Origin of the sequence: Salinigranum marinum, from assembly GCF_024228675.1 — an archaeon.
Lineage (GTDB): Archaea > Halobacteriota > Halobacteria > Halobacteriales > Haloferacaceae > Salinigranum > Salinigranum marinum.
On the sequence record NZ_CP100461.1, the window covers coordinates 3,111,115 to 3,127,766 of the forward strand.

General features: G+C 69.2%; 16 protein-coding genes. 8 read left to right on the top strand and 8 right to left on the bottom strand.

All coding sequences use genetic code 11. The annotated features are described in order from the left end of the window. Positions 1-144 precede the first annotated feature (144 nt). Complete coding sequence (gene glmM / locus NKJ07_RS15500; RefSeq protein WP_318567697.1) at positions 145-1,509, top strand: phosphoglucosamine mutase; 1,365 nt, start codon at positions 145-147, stop codon at positions 1,507-1,509. Between the two features lie 9 nt (positions 1,510-1,518). On the opposite strand, the gene NKJ07_RS15505 is transcribed toward glmM, so the two are convergent. From NKJ07_RS15505 to NKJ07_RS15540, 8 genes are all read right to left on the bottom strand, one after another. After that, positions 1,519-1,746: a hypothetical protein gene (locus NKJ07_RS15505; RefSeq protein WP_318567698.1), complete on the bottom strand. Its 228-nt coding sequence runs from the start codon at positions 1,744-1,746 to the stop codon at positions 1,519-1,521. A 7-nt stretch (positions 1,747-1,753) separates the two neighbouring features. Continuing rightward, complete coding sequence (locus NKJ07_RS15510) at positions 1,754-2,887, bottom strand: DUF7118 family protein (RefSeq protein WP_318567699.1); 1,134 nt, start codon at positions 2,885-2,887, stop codon at positions 1,754-1,756. After that, positions 2,887-3,282 (bottom strand): phosphoribosyl-AMP cyclohydrolase, encoded by a 396-nt coding sequence (gene hisI / locus NKJ07_RS15515; RefSeq protein ID WP_318567700.1) that lies wholly within the window; start codon positions 3,280-3,282, stop codon positions 2,887-2,889. The genes NKJ07_RS15510 and hisI overlap by 1 nt, the downstream gene beginning before the upstream one ends. Positions 3,283-3,477: 195 nt before the next feature. Further along, positions 3,478-4,491, bottom strand: a complete 1,014-nt coding sequence (locus tag NKJ07_RS15520; protein WP_318567701.1) for an A24 family peptidase — start codon at positions 4,489-4,491, stop codon at positions 3,478-3,480. Positions 4,492-4,622: 131 nt separating this feature from the next. Continuing rightward, on the bottom strand, positions 4,623-5,012 hold the full coding sequence (fer, locus tag NKJ07_RS15525) for a ferredoxin Fer (protein ID WP_318567702.1): 390 nt from the start codon (positions 5,010-5,012) through the stop codon (positions 4,623-4,625). A gap of 132 nt (positions 5,013-5,144) precedes the next feature. Continuing rightward, entirely contained in the window at positions 5,145-6,296 is a 1,152-nt protein-coding gene (locus tag NKJ07_RS15530; RefSeq protein ID WP_318567703.1) for an inorganic phosphate transporter, read from the bottom strand. A gap of 126 nt (positions 6,297-6,422) precedes the next feature. Next, a complete protein-coding gene (locus tag NKJ07_RS15535) occupies positions 6,423-7,520 on the bottom strand; it encodes an inorganic phosphate transporter (protein WP_318567704.1) in 1,098 nt (365 codons plus the stop codon). 268 nt (positions 7,521-7,788) lie between these two features. Next, positions 7,789-9,090 carry an O-acetylhomoserine aminocarboxypropyltransferase/cysteine synthase family protein gene (locus NKJ07_RS15540; RefSeq protein WP_318567705.1) on the bottom strand — a complete coding sequence of 434 codons (1,302 nt, stop codon included), beginning with the start codon at positions 9,088-9,090 and terminating at the stop codon, positions 7,789-7,791. Between the two features lie 444 nt (positions 9,091-9,534). On the opposite strand from NKJ07_RS15540, the gene NKJ07_RS15545 reads away from it, so the two are divergent. The 7 genes from NKJ07_RS15545 (at position 9,535) to NKJ07_RS15575 (ending at position 16,651) form a co-directional block, all read left to right on the top strand. Beyond that, complete coding sequence (locus tag NKJ07_RS15545) at positions 9,535-10,779, top strand: argininosuccinate synthase (RefSeq protein WP_318567706.1); 1,245 nt, start codon at positions 9,535-9,537, stop codon at positions 10,777-10,779. A 4-nt stretch (positions 10,780-10,783) separates the two neighbouring features. Then, on the top strand, positions 10,784-12,241 hold the full coding sequence (gene argH, locus NKJ07_RS15550) for an argininosuccinate lyase (protein WP_318567707.1): 1,458 nt from the start codon (positions 10,784-10,786) through the stop codon (positions 12,239-12,241). 217 nt (positions 12,242-12,458) lie between these two features. Continuing rightward, entirely contained in the window at positions 12,459-12,638 is a 180-nt protein-coding gene (gene lysW / locus NKJ07_RS15555; RefSeq protein ID WP_136592438.1) for a lysine biosynthesis protein LysW, read from the top strand. A gap of 2 nt (positions 12,639-12,640) precedes the next feature. Beyond that, on the top strand, positions 12,641-13,561 hold the full coding sequence (locus NKJ07_RS15560; RefSeq protein ID WP_318567708.1) for a RimK family alpha-L-glutamate ligase: 921 nt from the start codon (positions 12,641-12,643) through the stop codon (positions 13,559-13,561). Position 13,562: 1 nt separating this feature from the next. Next, the gene (gene argC, locus NKJ07_RS15565) at positions 13,563-14,600 is read left to right on the top strand and encodes an N-acetyl-gamma-glutamyl-phosphate reductase (protein WP_318567709.1); all 1,038 of its coding nucleotides are present in this window, start codon (positions 13,563-13,565) and stop codon (positions 14,598-14,600) included. Next, positions 14,601-15,506, top strand: coding sequence for an acetylglutamate/acetylaminoadipate kinase (locus NKJ07_RS15570; protein WP_318567710.1), 906 nt, complete (start codon positions 14,601-14,603; stop codon positions 15,504-15,506). Then, positions 15,503-16,651: an aspartate aminotransferase family protein gene (locus NKJ07_RS15575; RefSeq protein WP_318567711.1), complete on the top strand. Its 1,149-nt coding sequence runs from the start codon at positions 15,503-15,505 to the stop codon at positions 16,649-16,651. Before NKJ07_RS15570 ends, NKJ07_RS15575 begins: the two co-directional genes overlap by 4 nt. The last annotated feature ends 1 nt before the right edge of the window (position 16,652 follow it).

The following is a 16,652-nucleotide window of genomic DNA, read 5'->3' on the forward strand; positions in this document are numbered from 1 at the left end:
AAACGCACCGACACGCGCAGGATCCACCCGGTGTCCGCGGGTCGCCGTCTACCCTCCGCGGGTCGCGGTCCACCCGCCACGCGTCGGCCCCGTGGGCTGCCCGTTCGGAACGGCTTTGGGGGCGGCCCTCGGATGGGAAGCCGAATGAAGATCTTCGGGTCCAGCGGGACGCGAGGGGTGGTCGCGGAGGAGTTGACCCCCTCGTTCGTCCTGCGGGTTGCACAGGCCGCTGGGACCGTCTGGGGTGCCGAGCGTGCGGTCGTCTCGCGGGACACGCGAACCACCGGTGAGATGTTCGAGAACGCCGCCGCCTCCGGGCTGGCGAGCGCCGGGATCGACATCGACCGCCTCGGCGTCACGCCCACGCCGGCGGTCGTCCGTTACTGCGAGGTCGAGGCGGTACCGGCGGTCCACATCACCGCCTCGCACAACCCCCCGGAGTACAACGGCGTCAAGCTGGTCGGCGACGATGGAGTGGAACTCACCGTCGACGTGCTCGAAGCGGTCGAATCGCACGTCCTCTCGAAGGAGTTCGACCTGCAGCCGTGGGACGGGGTCGGCTCGGTCCGGACCGTCGAGTCGGCGAACCGGGCGTACGTCGACGAACTCCTCGCGTCGGTCGACCGCGAGGCCATCTCGGCGGCCGACCTGACGGTCGCGCTCGATCCGGGCCACGGCGCGGGGACGCTCACCAGTCCGGAGTTCTTCCGCCGGCTGGGGTGCGACGTCGTCACGGTGAACGCGACACCGGACGGCCACTTCCCCGGCCGCCAGCCCGAGCCCGTCGGGAGTCACCTCACCAGCCTCTCGCGGCTCGTGCGCGCCACGGCCGCCGACGTCGGCATCGCCCACGACGGCGACGCCGACCGCGCCGTGTTCGTCGACGAGACCGGCGCGTTCATCGACGGCGAGTCGTCGCTCGCGGCGCTCGCCGCGGCGGAGCTCTCGGCGGGGGACACGTTCGTCTCCGCGGTCAACGTCTCACAGCGGGTCGTCGACGCCGTCACGGACGCGGGCGCGGCGCTCGAACTCACGCCGATCGGCTCGACGAACATCATCACGCACATCCGCAAGCTCGAAGCCGACGGCGAGACGGTCCCGGTGGCCGGCGAGGGCAACGGAGGGATCTTCTTCCCCGAGTACCGGCTCGTCCGCGACGGCGCGTACACGGGCGCGAAGTTCCTCGAACTCGTCGCCGACCGACCCGCGAGCGAGGTGGCCGCCCCCTTCACGGACTACCACACGACGCGGGTGAACCTCCGTTACGAGGCCGAGCGCGAACTCGCGGCGATGCTCGACGCCGCCGAGCGCTACGCGAACGCGGCCGACGTCGAGCCGAACACCATCGACGGCTACCGGCTGGACTACGGCGACGCGTGGGTACTCGTCCGACCCTCGGGCACGGAGCCGGTCGTCCGGATCTACGCCGAGGCGCGTGACGCCGAGCGCGCCGAATCGCTGGCTAGCGAGGTCGAGGCGGCGCTCACGGACGGTCGGAACGACGCCTGAGCAGCCTTTTCAGACGGAGACGACGACGAACAGCAGACAGAGGACGCCGAGGACGAGGAGGACGACACCCCGCGGAAGCGCGCCGCTGCGCACGGTTTGTTCGTCCCGCCGGGTGCTCCCGAGATACGCCACCTGGAGGTCGTGAACGGCTGCCGGAGCACGGAGCCACGCCGCGCCGGCCAGCACCGCGACGCAGCCCACGACCGTGGCCACCGCCGTCACGGGCGTGAGCGGCATCGGTCGGTCACTCCGGCGCGTCGGCGTCGAGCGCCGCGCGGAGGCGCTCGCGCTCAGCGCGCCGGTCGGACAGTTCGGCCTCGACGGCCCCCGAGGCGAGGCGGTCGCGTTCGGCGTCGGTGAGTTCGTCGCGGGCGACTGCCGCCCGACGGAGGTGGTCGTAGTCCGCGCGGAACGTAAGGTCACGGACCGTCCGTGCGCGCGCGACGACCGACTCGTCGGCGAACCGGGCGACGACCGCGACGAGTTCCTCGGCGCGACGACGGAGACGGCCGGCGACCGACGGCGGCCACCCGACCGTCAGCGGCGTCGCGTCGAGCCGGGAGAGGTACGTCTCGTTCGTCCCCACCGTCTGTCGGAAGCGGTCGGAGTCGTCGACGTAATGTGTGAGCTTCGAGCGGGAGTATCCCGCGTAGTCGAGCACGGTCGGGAGCGGTTCGGTACCGACCGCGGCTTCGTCGAGATACGCACGGATCGACGCCGGCGGGGCTTCGTAGTCGACGAGGGGGTACGCGTCCGTCGCCGACACGAGGCCGAGGAGGTCGCGGGCGCTCGCCTCGCGGCGGTAGCGGTCGAACGCGTCCGTGACGGCGTCGTTGTACGCCTCGATCGGCTCGCGGAGCTCCTCGGTCGGCGCGTCGAGATCGGCCGACCCGAGGTCGACGAGCCGTTCTCGGGCCTGGATCTCGTCGTCGAGCGTCGAGAGCCGACGCCGGACCGTCCGGCGCGTCTCGCGGAGGTGCTCGCGGGCCGCCGCGCGTTCGTCGAGCGTCTCTGCGGCCTCACGTGCGGGCGCGAGCACGTTTCGAGCCTGTTCGAAGTGTTTCTCCGAGAGCCGGCGGCGATCGAGCAGTTCGTTCGCCTCCTCGAACGCCTCGCGGGTCGGGAGGTCGTCGGGGAGCCCCTCGACCAGGCTCACGAAGCGCTCTTCGAACTCGACGTACGCCGCGAAGTCGCCGGTGCCGGTCGCCGACTCCACGTACTCCGAGAGCAGGTCCGTCGCGGCGTCGTACGCCTCGGTGACCCGTTTGGCCTCGTCCTCGCCGTAGTCGTCGACCGCCGCCTCCGCCTGTCGGAGCCGTTCCCGGGCGGCCTCGAGGTCGTCGACCGAGACCGACGACCCGGACGTAGCGTCGGCCATCAGTAGACGTCGTCGGGGTCGAAGACGCGGTCGCCGACGACCGCACCGTCGAGTCGGCGGTAGAAACACGAGCGGTAGCCCGTGTGGCAGGCCCCGCCGGCCTGGTCGACCAGGTAGAGGACGGCGTCGCCGTCGCAGTCGACGCGGATCTCGTCGACGGCCTGCGTGTGGCCGCTCGTCGCCCCCTTCTCCCACAGTTCGTCGCGGCTGCGCGAGTAGTAGTGTGCGTGACCCGTCTCCGTGGTCCGGTCGAGCGCCTCGCGCGTCGCGTACGCGAGCATCAACACCTCGCCCGTCTCCGCGTCCTGCGCCACCGCGGGAACGAGGCCGTCGTCACCGAAGTCGAGGTCGACCCCGGCCGTGGCCGTCTCCCCTGCGGCGTCTGTGTCACTCATACGCGAGGTGACGAGCGTACCGCCGATATGTCTTGTGTGTGGGTGGCTCGGTCTCGCCGGACGCCGAACGTTCAAATACGAGACGGCGGCCAGTGAGCGCGATGTACTGACAGTCGCCGGTGGGCGGACCGCGGCGTGACGGCACACCGTCCACCGTACGGGAGCGTGTCGTCCGTGTCCGCAATCGAGACGCGATCAGGCGATGCCGAGCGCCGCGAGCACGCCGAACAGGACGTCGCCGTAGACGAACGCGAGGAGGAGTCCGGCGAACATCGGGACGAGGAACGGGATTCCGGGGGAGATCCACACGCGTTCGCGCGCCGAGACGAGTTCGAGTCCCTCCCGTAGCGTCTCGGGCGTGGTGCCGTAGGCGGTGCCGTCGATGCTCGCGAGGAACTGTTCGGCCGCCCACGGATCGTCGAACGAGTCCCGACCGTCGACGCCGACGGCTACCGGTTCGTGCCGGTCGGTCGCGTCGGCCCCGCGTGCGAGCCCGCCATCGGTTACGGCCTCGACCCGGCCGTCCGTCGGGTCGAACGTCTCGCCGACGGTGTCGGGGTCGCGGTGTGCCTCGGGCTCCGCCCGGAGCGCCGCGAGGGAGCTCCCACGCCACCGGAGGTACATCCGGAGTGCATCGACGTCGAGGCCGCCCCGGCTGTAGCCGTCGAGCGTCTCGAACAGTCGACCGTGTGCGCTCGGGAGGTCGGCCACGTCGACCCGGCGACCGAAGAGCATGATGGAGGCGACGTCGCCGGCGAGGAGGTTCCGGACGCCGAGAACGACCGGATAGGCGACGGCGACGACGACGGTGTTCGTGAGGACGGTAAACGAGAAGACGCCGAGGGGTGCCTCGACGAGCGGGAGGGCGGTCGTCCGGAGGAAGTACACCGGGTAGGTGGGCAAAACGATCGCGAGCACGATGAGCGCCTTCGCGTCGGCACCGCCGAAGCCGCCCAGCCGCCAGAACAGATACGAGAAGGGGACGACGAAGACGAGACTGATCGCTGTCTGGACGAGAAAGAGCCGGTCTTCGAAACCGGCGGGCGGGACCGCTCCGAGGAGGTCCCACGCGAGGAGGACGATCCCGAGCGCCGCGAGCGGTGGCCACAGTCGGTTTGGGACCCGCCGCGTCCGCACGTCCGAGAGGGCCGCCCAGCCCAACACGGGGATGGCGACGAGCCGCAGAATGTCGGGTACCGAAGCGAACATACAGGTGGCGCGTCGGCGAAGGAATTAGCCCTTTTGGCGTGAGAATCAGGAGAGAGAACCGGAGGGGACGAGACGACCGGCGCGGCCGCTGTGGGGCTGAATAAAGAAACGAAAGGGGAAACCGACCCGCCTCAGATGACGCGGTTCTGGAGGTAGTCGAGGTGCTTGGCGTTGTAGACGATCTGGACCTCGTCCTCGGTGGGCGTCCCGATGCAGGTCAGCCGGACGTTCTCGTCGTCGACTTCCTCGTCGGAGAGGATCTGCTGCATGTCCATGTCGATCCCGCCGGTTTTGAGGATGGCGGCGCAGTTCGCACAGGCACCGGCGCGACACGAGAAGGGCCAGTCGTAGCCCTGGGCCTCGGCGGCCTCGAGGATGTACTCGCCCTGGTTGACCTCCAGCGAGCCGTAATCCTCGTCCGCGAGCCCTGCGTCGGCGGCCTTGTTGAAGAGGTCGTCGTCGTCCATGTCCCAGCCCTGGTCGTCGAGTACTTCGTAATTGAGGTATTCTACCGTAGGCATCTCGCTCCAACCTTCGGAGGCCACCTCATTATGCTTTGCTGTTCTGATCTGTTTTCCCCGCCGCTGTCACTGGTTTTGGCCAGCCAAAACCCGTTCGAGCGTGAGATCCACACGACCGTCGCCGGCGCGGGGTCAGATCGTGACGGCGGAGAAAAGCAGGTAGGAAGTCACAGCCGAGACCGTGGGTGTGAGCAGCCAGAAGAAGATGATGCGTCCGGTCGTCCCCGGGTTGAACAGTTCGTGGGCGGTGAGCGACTCGTCCGCCTGACCGATGGGAGTGACCTCGTCGGTCGGTTCGGCGGCGAGGGCGTTGACCGACAGCCGGGGCGACTCCCCACGGACCGCCTCGCCCAGCGTGACCGTCCGCGTGGCGCGACCCCATCCGAGCCCGACGATACACATCGTCGCCGACACCGCGAGGCTCGCCGGGATCCCGATCGCCGACAGGAAGGAGATGAACGTGGCGCTCACGGTCTCGACGACGAGCGCCGCGAGCAAGGGGAGTTCCGTGAGGTCGTTGCCGACGGTGTCGAGCGTCCGGCGGGCGATCGTGAACGCGCCGACGCCGATCGCCCCACTCGCGAGCAGGATGCCGGCGTCGAGGCTCAGCGCCCCCGACCCGACGAGCGGTGCGACGGCGTTAGCGACGTTCGACGCCCCCGCCGAGAACGCCATGTAGCAGGCGATCCCGACGACGAGAACGACCGTCCCGAGTTCGCGGAGTGTCGTTCCCGGGCCGAGCCTGGGCGTGGGAACGCCGGAGCGGTCGAGTTCGAGCAGCGGGCCGTCGGACCGGTCGAGCGAGACCCGGGCGTCGAGATACGGGTAGACGTAACGGCCGATGACCGCACAGGCCCAGAAGGCAAGCACCGGCGCGACGATCCACCACGAGACGATCTCGAGCATGACGCGTTCGTCGAGCGTGCCCGTCGCGACACCGAGGCCGGCGATCGCCCCCACGGCAGTCATCGACGTCGACGCCGGCACGCCGAAGACGTTCGAGATGAGCAACGCGACGCCGACGAAAAACAGCACGCCGACGCTCGCGGCGAGTGTGAACTCGTCGCGCGGGACGATCCGGGCACCCATCGTCTCGACGACCTCGCGTCCGACGGTCCACCCACCCAGGAGCGCGAACCCGGTCATCAGCCCGGCGGCACCGAGTTTCGAGACGACGGCGCTCCCGACGGCCGGACCGAACGCGACGCCGGTCGAGGAGCCACCGATGTTGAACCCGACGAAGACGGCGACCCCGAGCCCGACGACGAGGAGGAGTTCGACCACGGGCGGAGTTACCTCCCACGGGTTTTGTGCCTACCGCTCTCGGCCGGAGTGTGAACGCCCTGTGCCGGTGCGTCGAAGCGTCGGAACGTCGGAGCGTCGCAGTACCGCGTCGTCGGGCGGTGTCCGCTACCAGGCCGAGAAGAGGAGATACGCGCCGACGGTCGCCACGGCCGGGACGGCGTTCTGGAGCGCGACGACCCGGAGCGTCGCCCACGGGCGGTAGAGGTCGCCGACCGCGACGTCCGGGTCGGTCATGCCCTGGACCACGTCGTCGGCCTCCACGAGGAGTCGGCCCTCCGCGCGCGTCGCCCGTCCCCAGCCCAGCCCGACGGTGCTCATCGTGGCGATGACGACGAAGCTCGCGGGTATCCCGATCGCCGACAGCGCCGTCACGAGCGTCGCGCTCACCACGGCGACAACGAGCGCCGCCGCCAGCGGCAGATCGGTGAGTCCGTCGCCCATCGTGTCGAGCGTCCGGCGGGCGATGGTGACGGCACCGAGCCCGATGGCTCCCGCCGCGAGGATGATCCCCGCGTTCATCGTCAACTGGCCCGAGCCGACGAGCGGCGCGACGGCGTTGGCGACGTTCGACGCGCCCGCGGAGAAGGCCATGAAACAGGCGATCCCGACGACCAGGACGCCACCGGTCGCCTCGCGAGGCGTCGTGCCGTCGGTGAGTTCCGGCGTGGGGATCGTGCCGTCGGTGTCGACGGTGAACAGCGAGCCACCGTCGCCGCCGATCGCCAGGCGCGCCTCGATGGCGTCGTAGCCGTAGCGTCCGACCACGCCGCTGACCCAGAACGCGATGAGCGGCGCGACGATCCACCACGAGACGATCTCGAGGACGACGTCGGTCGCCAGCGCGTTCCGGGCCAGCCCGAGTCCGGCGATCGCCCCCACGGCGGTCATCGACGTCGACGCCGGCACGCCGAAGACGTTCGAGACGAACAGCGCGCCACCGATGAAAAAGAGCACGCCGATGCTCACCGGGAGGGTGAAGGGATCGCCGGCGACGAGGTTGCTCCCGAGCGTGGTGACCACGCGGCGGCCGACGGTCCAACCCCCCAAGAACGCGAACGCGGTCATGAGGACGCCGGCGACGAGCTTCGAGACCGCTCCACTGCCGACGGCCGGGCCGAACGCGACACCGGTGTTCGAGCCACCGACGTTGAAACCGACGAAGGCGGCGACCACGAGCCCGATGACGAGGAGGAGCGAAAACACGCGTAGACGTTCGAATTCGAGTGAGTAAGTATTGTGTGGATACGGGATTCCGCCGGCGCGCGGGTCGTGTGTCCGTTTGGCGGTGCCGCTCGGTCACTCGGAGTCCGCCCCGTCCGTACTACCTCACCGCTCGAAGGTCCGTCTCGTCGGTCTGACGTCCATCTCCTCGCCCCGACGGGTGTCCCGTCGCTCCGAGGAGTTCGTCACCGAGACGCGAACCGACGAACGCGGGGAGGGAGCCGAGATGGAAGGGTGGGGCCCGCCCGGTTCAGGACGCCTCGGAGATGGCCTCGTCGAGGTCCGCGAGGATGTCCTCGGGGTTCTCGATCCCGACCGACAGACGGACCATGTCGGGCGTGACGCCCGCGGCTTCCTGTTCTGCGTCCGTGAGCTGCTGGTGCGTGGTCGAGGCGGGGTGGATCACCAGGGTTTTGGCGTCGCCGACGTTCGCGAGCAGGGACGCGAGTTTGGCACCGTCGACGGTGCCTTTCGCGGCGTCGTAGCCGCCGTCGAGCCCGAAGCTGATCATGCCGCCGTAGCCGCCCTCCAGGTAGCGCGAGGCGTTGTCGTGGGTCGGGTGGCTCTCCAGGCCGGGGTAGTTGACCCAGGCGACGTCGGGGTGGTCGTCGAGGAACTCCGCGACGATCTGTGCGTTCTCGCAGTGTTTCTCCATCCTGAGCGGGAAGGACTCCAGTTTCTGGAGCGTGACCCACGCGTCGAACGGCGACTGCTGGTTCCCGAGGTCGCGCAGGCCGCGGGCGATGGCAGCGTACGTGAGGGCGGCGTCGCCGAACGTCTCGGCGAAGTTGACGCCGTGGTACGCCGGGTTCGGTTTGGCGAGCTCGCTGTACTTCTCTGCGTGCTCCGCCCAGGGGAACGAGCCGCCGTCGACGAGCGCTCCCCCGACGGTCGAGCCCGAGCCGTGGAGCCACTTCGTCGTCGAGTCCCAGACGAGGTCCGCACCGTGGTCGAGCGGGCGGCACAGGTAGGGCGTGGCAAACGTGTTGTCGACGAACAGCGGCGCGCCGTTCTCGTGCGCGATCGAAGCGATGCGCTCGATGTCGGGCGTGTCGAGAGCGGGGTTGCCGATGGTTTCGAGGTGGACGTAGGCGGTGTCCTCGTCGATAGCTTGCGAATACGCGTCGTAGTCGAGCGTGTCGACGAACCGCGTCGTGATCCCGCGGCGCTCGACGGTGTGGGTGAGGTAGGTGTACGTGCCGCCGTACAGCGACGAGGCGGAGACGATGTTGTCGCCCGCTTCGGCCAAGAGGAACGTCGCGAGGTCGAACGACGCCATCCCCGACGAGGTGACGGCCGCGCCGACGCCGTTTTCGAGCGCGGCGATGCGGCCCTGAAGCATCTCCAGTGTCGGGTTCATCAGCCGCGAGTAGATGTAGCCCTCGGCTTCGAGGGCGAACTGCGCCGCGGCGTCGTCGGCGTCGTCGAAGACGTACGAGGTCGTCTGGTAGATCGGGGGAGCCCGCGAGCCCGTGGCCGCGTCGGGTTCCTGACCGGCGTGGAGACTTCGCGTGTTGAATCCGGGTCCGTCCGAGTCGGAATCGTCTGACATCAGTGGCTTCGTTTCAGCCGGACGTGACGTAAAGATAGGTGTGGCTGGTAGAGACTGCCGGTGACTACGACGGGCGGCCGCGCGGGTCGCCCGGTCGTCCAGCCCCGACGTCGACCGCTCGGTGGGACGGCGGCGTCTGAACGCCCGCACCAGGAAGCACCATCGGGGCCGTCTCGCAACGTTTTAGTATCGAGGGGGGACAACAATCGAACGATGATGCGGACTCCCCTGCTCACGCACGTTTCTTCGGGAGTCCGTCCTGTCCTCGCCGAGGGTGTCCGACGACCGCGACGACCGGGCCGGTAGGCCCAACTCAACTCACTCACCCCGCGTTTGCTCACACGACTTCAACGACGCTTGTGTCGGCTATAGGCATCTCTCAGACTTTCTTTCTAAATCTAAAACAAAGAATTTAAGCACGTGAACGCCGCTACCTCCAGGTACATGACACGCGTGGCACTCGCGTTCTCGGGCGGACTCGACACGACGGTCTGTGTCCCGCTCCTCGAAGAGGAGTACGGGCACGACGAGGTCATCGGCGTCACCGTCGACGTCGGCCAGCCCGAATCGGAGTTCGAAGAGGCAGAGGAGACCGCGGAGGCCCTCGGGTTAGAACACTACGTCGTCGACGCGAAACGGGAGTTCGCGGAGACGTGCTTCCGCGCGGTGCGGGCGAACGCGACGTACCAGGGCTACCCGCTCGGGACGGCGCTCGCCCGCCCCGTGATCGCCCAGGCCATCCTCGACGTGGCCGAGGAACACGACTGCGACGCGCTCGCACACGGCTGCACCGGGAAGGGCAACGACCAGCTCCGGTTCGAGGCGGTCTGGCGCGCCTCCGACCTCGACGTGATCGCGCCCGTGCGCGAACTCGGGCTCACGCGCCAGTGGGAGATCGAGTACGCCGCCGAGAAGGACCTCCCAGTGGAGGCGGGCAACGAGGGCGTCTGGAGCATCGACACGAACCTCTGGTCGCGCGCCGTCGAGGGCGGCGAACTGGAGAACCCCAACTACGTGCCGCCCGAGGAGATCTACAAGTGGACCCAGTCGCCGACGGGCGACAGCGAACTCGTCGAGATCGAGTTCGACGCCGGGGTTCCCGTGGCGATCGACGGCGAGGAGATGGATCCCGTCTCGCTCATCCAGCACCTCAACTCCCTCGCAGGCGAGTACGGCGTCGGGAGAACGGACGTGATGGAGGACCGCATGCTCGGGCTCAAGGTTCGCGAAAACTACGAGCACCCCGCGGCGACGGTGCTTCTGAACGCCCACGAGGCGCTCGAAGACCTCGTGCTCACCAAGGAGGAGCGCTCGTTCAAGACCCAGATCGACCACCGCTGGTCGGAGAAGGCGTACGAGGGGCTCGTTTCCGGACCGCTCGTCAAGGCGCTCGAAGGCTTCGTCGAGGTCACCCAGGAGAAGGTGACGGGGACGGCGACGGTCAAACTCGAAGGCGGGCAGGCGCGCCCGGTCGGCCGCCAGTCCGACTTCGCGGTGTACTCCGAGTCCCACGCCTCGTTCAACTCCGCCGACGTCGAGGCGGGCATCGAACAGAGCGACGCGACGGGGGTCGCAAAGTACCACGGCTTCCAGGAGCGTCTCGCGAACCGCGCGTACGAGTCGGCGAAGGCGAAGACGGCCGAAGCGGTGACCGACGGCGGGAACCAAGACGAGAGCGAAAGCGAGTAGACCGATGAGCGAGGACGCCCCCGGAGCCGTTCGCCGCGACCGCTTCAGCGGCGGCCCCGCGCGGGGATTCCTCTCCTCGCTCGCGTCCGACGCCCGCATCTTCGAGGCGGACCTCGCGGTCGATCGCGCACACGTGGTGATGCTCGCCGAACAGGGGATCGTCGAGGACGCGGTCGCCGGCGAGATCCTCGGCGCGCTCGCAGCGGTCGCCGAGGCGGGGCACAGCTCGCTCTCGGACGGCGAGGACGTCCACGAGGCGATCGAGACGGCCGTCATCGCAGAGATCGGGGCGGCGGGCGGGAAGATGCACACCGCCCGGTCGCGCAACGACGAGGTGGCGACCTGCCTGCGGTACCGTCTGCGAGGAGACCTCCTCGACGCGGCAGAGACGACGCTCCGCCTGCGGGAGGTGCTCGCGGAGACCGCGGCCGAGCACACCGAGACCGTGATGCCCGGCTACACCCACCTCCAACCCGCCCAGCCGACGACGGTCGCACACTACCTGCTGTCGTACGAGTCGGCGGTCGCCCGCGACACCGGCCGGCTGCTCGACGCCTATTCGCGGGTGAACGAGTCGCCGCTCGGCGCGGCCGCGTTCGCGGGTACGCCGTTCGACGTCGACCGCGAGCGCACCGCCGAGTTGCTGGGGTTCGACGGCCTCGTCGAGAACTCGATGGACGCCGCCTCGGCACGGGACTTCCTCCTCGAAGCGACGGGCGCGCTGGCGACCCACGCGGTGACGCTGTCGGGGCTCGCCGAGGACCTCGTCGTCTTCGCCAACAAGGGGTACGTCGACCTCGCGGACGACTACTCCTCTACGTCTTCGATCATGCCCCAGAAGAAGAACCCCGACACGCTCGAACTCGTCCGGTCGGTCGCGGGCGACGCCGTCGGCGGCCTCTCGGCGCTGTTGACGACGCTCAAGGGCCTCCCGCGGGCGTACAACCGTGACCTGCAGAACGCCCACCCCCACGCGTTCGACGCCGTCGATGCCGTCGTCGAGGCGACGGAGGTGACGGCGGGCGCGGTGGCGACCGCGACCTGGGAGACGCAGGCGCTCCGCGACGCCGCGGCCGAGGGCTTTGCGACCGCGACGGGCGTCGCGGATCTGCTGGCGATGGCGGGCCTCCCCTTCCGGACGGCCCACGAGATCGTCGCCGAGGCGGCGGCGGAGTCCGCGGGCACGCCCGACCTCGCCACGCTCGACGCGGTCACCGAGGCGGTCGTCGGCGACTCGCTCTTCGACCACGTGAGCCGCGATGCCGTCGAGCGCGCGCTCGACCCCGTCGAGAGCGTGGCGAGCCGCGACTCGGTCGGCGGCCCCGCACCCGCCGCGGTGTCGGCCGCGCTCGACACCGTCCGGGGAGGAGTCGCCGAGGACGCGGAGACGGTCGAGCGCCGCCGGACGGCGCTGGCCGACGCGCGGGCGCGCCTCGACAGGGAGGTGGCGCGGTATGACTGAGCCGACCCGCGGCCGGGACCGACGGGTGCCACGCGTGCCGGCCGTCGCGGTTCCGCCGCCGTCCCCGGCAGGGGACTACCTACTACATTACTGATACGGAGTGGAGATTTAAACGACGACCGCACCGATGTCGTGCGATTAGCCGTCAGCCTATTCATTTATTTTCCTTTACAAGTTCGATGGGTTTAAGTCCTCTCACGGGTGAGAACGTAGTACGATGCCAGAAGAGATTACGGCGGAGGACCCGCTGACCGGCGAAGAGATCACGCTCCCGGCCGACGTCGAGGTCGGCGAGATCATCGACAGTCCCGTGAGCGGTGCCGAACTGGAGGTCGTCTCCTTGGACCCCGTGGTCCTCGAGGAGGCGCCCGAGCTCGAAGAGGACTGGGGAGAGTAGCGGTGCACGTTGGACTGCTGTACTCCCGGATCCGCCGCGACGAGAAACTCCTCCTCTCCGAGCTCCGCGAGCGCGGGCACGACGTGACGAAGATCGACGTCCGGAGGGAGCAGTTCAACATCTCGGCTGCGCCCGCTGTGTTCGACGAGATCGACGTCGTGCTCGACCGGTGTCTGGCGACGAGTCGGAGCCTCTACATCACGCGCTTCCTCGACGCCTATGGGGTCGAAGTCGTCAACAGCTCGGAGACGGCACAGCTGTGTGCCGACAAGGTAAAAAACAGCCTCGCACTGGAAGCCGCGGGCGTCCCGACGCCCGACACGACGGTCGCGTTCACGACCGACGCGGCGCTGGAGGCGATCGAGGCGTTCGGCTATCCCTGCGTGCTCAAACCGGTCGTCGGCTCGTGGGGCCGCCTCATGGCGAAGATCGACACCCGTGACGCGGCCGAGGCCATCCTCGAACACAAGGCGACGCTCGGGCACTACGAGCACAAGGTGTTCTACGTCCAGGAGTTCGTCGAGAAGCCCGGCCGGGACATCCGGGTGCTCGCGGTCGACGGCGACCCCGTCGCCGCGATGACGCGCTCGTCGGAGCACTGGCTCACGAACGCCGCGAAGGGCGGGGAGACCGCCGCGTTCGAACTCGACGACCGCGCGCTCGAACTGGTCGAGAAGGCCTCCGCCGCCGTCGGCGGCGGACTGTTGGGTGTGGACCTGATGGAGGTCGGCTCCGTCTCCGAGTCGGGAGACTCGGAGGCTCGTGGGACTCCGTCCCACGCCGACTACACCGTCCACGAGGTGAACCACACGGTCGAGTTCAAGGCGCTGAACGACGCCGTGGGAGAGAGCGTCGACGTGCCCGGTCGCGTGGTCGACTGGCTCGAAGCCAAAGCGAAGACCGAAACGGAGGCGACGGCGTAGCATGACGCTCCGTGCGAGCGTCGTCGGCGGCTCCGGCTTCACGGGAGGAGAACTCCTCCGGCTGCTCTCTCAGCACCCGGAGTTCGAGGTGGTGCAGGCGACGAGCCGGCAGTACGAACGCAAAACGGTCGGAAGAGTCCACCCCAACCTGCGCGAACTGGACCTGCGCTTCTCGTCGCCCGAGGAGCTCGAGAGCGTGGACGTGCTGTTCGCCGCGACGCCCCACGGCGTCTCGATGCAGCACGTCGACACCTTCTTCGAGAGCGCCGACACCGTGGTCGACCTCTCGGCGGACTTCAGGCTCTCCACCGAGGCGCAGTACGACGAGTGGTACGACGGCCACGTCTGCCCCGAGTACCTGGAGAAGGCGGAGTACGCCCTGCCCGAGCTCAACCGGGAGAACCTCCCGGGTGCCGAACTCGTCGCCTCCGGCGGCTGCAACGCCACGGCGACGATCCTGGGGCTGAAGCCGCTGTTCGACGCCGGGATCATGAGCGGCGACGAGCAGGTGGTCGTCGACGTGAAGGTGGGCTCCTCCGAAGGTGGAGCCGGCGGCGGCGACGCCTCCTCGCACCCGGAGCGGTCGGGCATCGTCCGACCGTACGCGCCCACGGGCCACCGCCACGAGGCCGAGATCGAGGAGTTCCTCGGCCTCTCGGTGTCTTTTACCGTCCACGCGGTCGACATGGTCCGCGGCGCGAGCGCGACCTGTCACGTCTTCCCCTCGTCGAAGGTGACCAAGAGCGACCTCTGGGGCGCGTATCGAGACTCGTACTCGGAGGAGCCGTTCATGCGCACCGTCGCGGGCGGCGGTGGCGTCTACCGCTACCCCGAACCGAAGGTCGTCGCCGGCACCAACATGGGAGAGGTCGGCTTCGAGATCGACCCCGGAAACAGGAGGCTCGTCGTCCTCTCGGCCATCGACAACATGATGAAGGGATCGGCCGGACAGGCGATCCACGGCGCGAACGTCGCACTCGGTCTGGAGGAGACCGCAGGGTTAGAAGCGACCGGCTTCCACCCCGTGGGGGCGCCCTAAATGACGACAGTGGTCAAGATCGGCGGGGCACGCGCCGTCGACCCCGAGGGCGCGCTGGCCGACATCGCCGCGCTGGTCGAAGCGGGGGAGGACGTCGTGGTCGTCCACGGCGGCTCCACGAAGGTCGACGAGACGCTCGAACGGATGGGAATCGAGCCGACGTACGTCGAGACGCCCGCGGGCGTCACCGGCCGCTTCACCGACGCGGAGACGATGGAAGTGTTCACGATGGCGATGTCGCAGGTCAACACCGACCTCGTCGCCGGCCTCCGGAACCAGGGCGTCGACGCGCTCGGTCTCTCGGGGGTCGACGGCGGCCTCCTCACGGGCACGCGCAAGTCGGCCGTCCGCGTGGTAGAAGACGGCAAGAAGAAGATCAAGCGAGGCGAGCACTCGGGCCGCATCGACAGCGTGGACACGGCGTTGCTGGAGACACTGCTCGGCGCGGGACGCACCCCGGTCACCGGTCCGCCGATGCTCGGCGACGACGGGAGCGCGGCGTCGGAGACGCCGCTGGATGACGGCGGCGTCGCCGCCGGAACGCCCGTCAACACTGACGCCGACCGCGCCGCGGCCGCGGTGGCGGGTGCGCTCGGCGCGACGCTCGTCCTGCTGACCGACGTCGAAGGCGTCTACGCCGACCCCGACGATCCGGCGACGCTCATCTCACGGGTGGAGACGCCCGCGGAGTGGGCGGCGCTCGAAGCGGCCGCCGAAGGCTTCATGACGAAGAAAGTCATGGCGGCGAAGGAAGCGCTCGACGGCGGCGCATCGGCGGTAATCGTCGCGAGCGCGAACGCCGACGCGCCCGTCACGTCGGCGGTCGACGGGGGCGGCACACACGTCCAGCGGAGCGCCGTTGCGGACGAGGATCAGACAGCCGAACGGGAGACAGCAGAACAATGAGTGGCTTCGTCTTCTCGGAGAAACCGATCCAGATCGAACGTGGCGAGGGACCGTACCTGTACACCGACGACGGCACCGAGTATCTCGACTTCGGCGCGTCGTACGCGGTGGCGGCGCTCGGCCACGCGCACCCGCGGGTGACGGAGGCCGTCCAAGCGCAGGTCGAGGACCTGGTGTACGTCCAGGCGTCGTATCCGAACTCGGCCCGGACGGAGCTGTACGAGAAGCTCGGCGCGCTCGGCCCCGCCGACGAGGAGCGCGCGCTGGGGAAGGTCTGGCTCTGCAACTCGGGAACGGAGGCGAACGAGGCGGCGATGAAGTTCGCCCGCAACGCCACCGGTCGGTCGAAGATCGTCGCCACCAAGAGAGGCTTCCACGGCCGGACGATGGGCGCGCTGGCGATGACGTGGAAGGACAAGTACAAGAAGCCGTTCGAGCCGCTCGCCGGTGGGATCGAGTTCGTCACCTACGGCGACGCCCAGGAGCTGGAGGAAGCGGTCGACGGCGAGACGGCCGCGGTGTTCCTCGAACCCGTCCAGGGCGAAGGCGGCATCCACCCCGCCTCGACCGAGTACCTCCGGGCCGCCCGCGACGCGGCCGACGAGGCGGGCGCGGCGCTCGTCTTCGACGAGATCCAGACGGGCGTCGGCCGGACGGGCACGCTCTGGGCCTGCGAGGGAGCGGGCGTCGTCCCCGACATGCTGACGACGGCGAAGGGGATCGCGAACGGCCTCCCGCTCGGGGCGACGCTCTGTGCGGACTGGATCGCCGACGCCGATCCCGAACACGGCTCGACGTTCAGCGGCGGGCCCGTGGTGTGTGCGGCGGCGAACGCCACCCTCGACACGATCGTCGAGGAGGACGTCCCCGGCCACGCCGCCCGGGTCGGCGAGTATCTGCAGTCGGAGGTCGAGGCCGCGACCGAAGAACACGACCTCCCCATTCGGGAGGTACGCGGCCTCGGCCTGATGATCGGCATCGAGGTCAAACGCGGCTCGAACCGCCTGCTGCGGGATCTCGCGCTGAACGAGCAGGTCCTCGCGCTCCCCGCGGGGCGAACCGTTCTCAGGCTCCTGCCCCCGCTCACCATCGGGGAGGAGCACGCGGACCGCGTGGTCGAGGCACTGGTCGAGGTGATGACGTAAC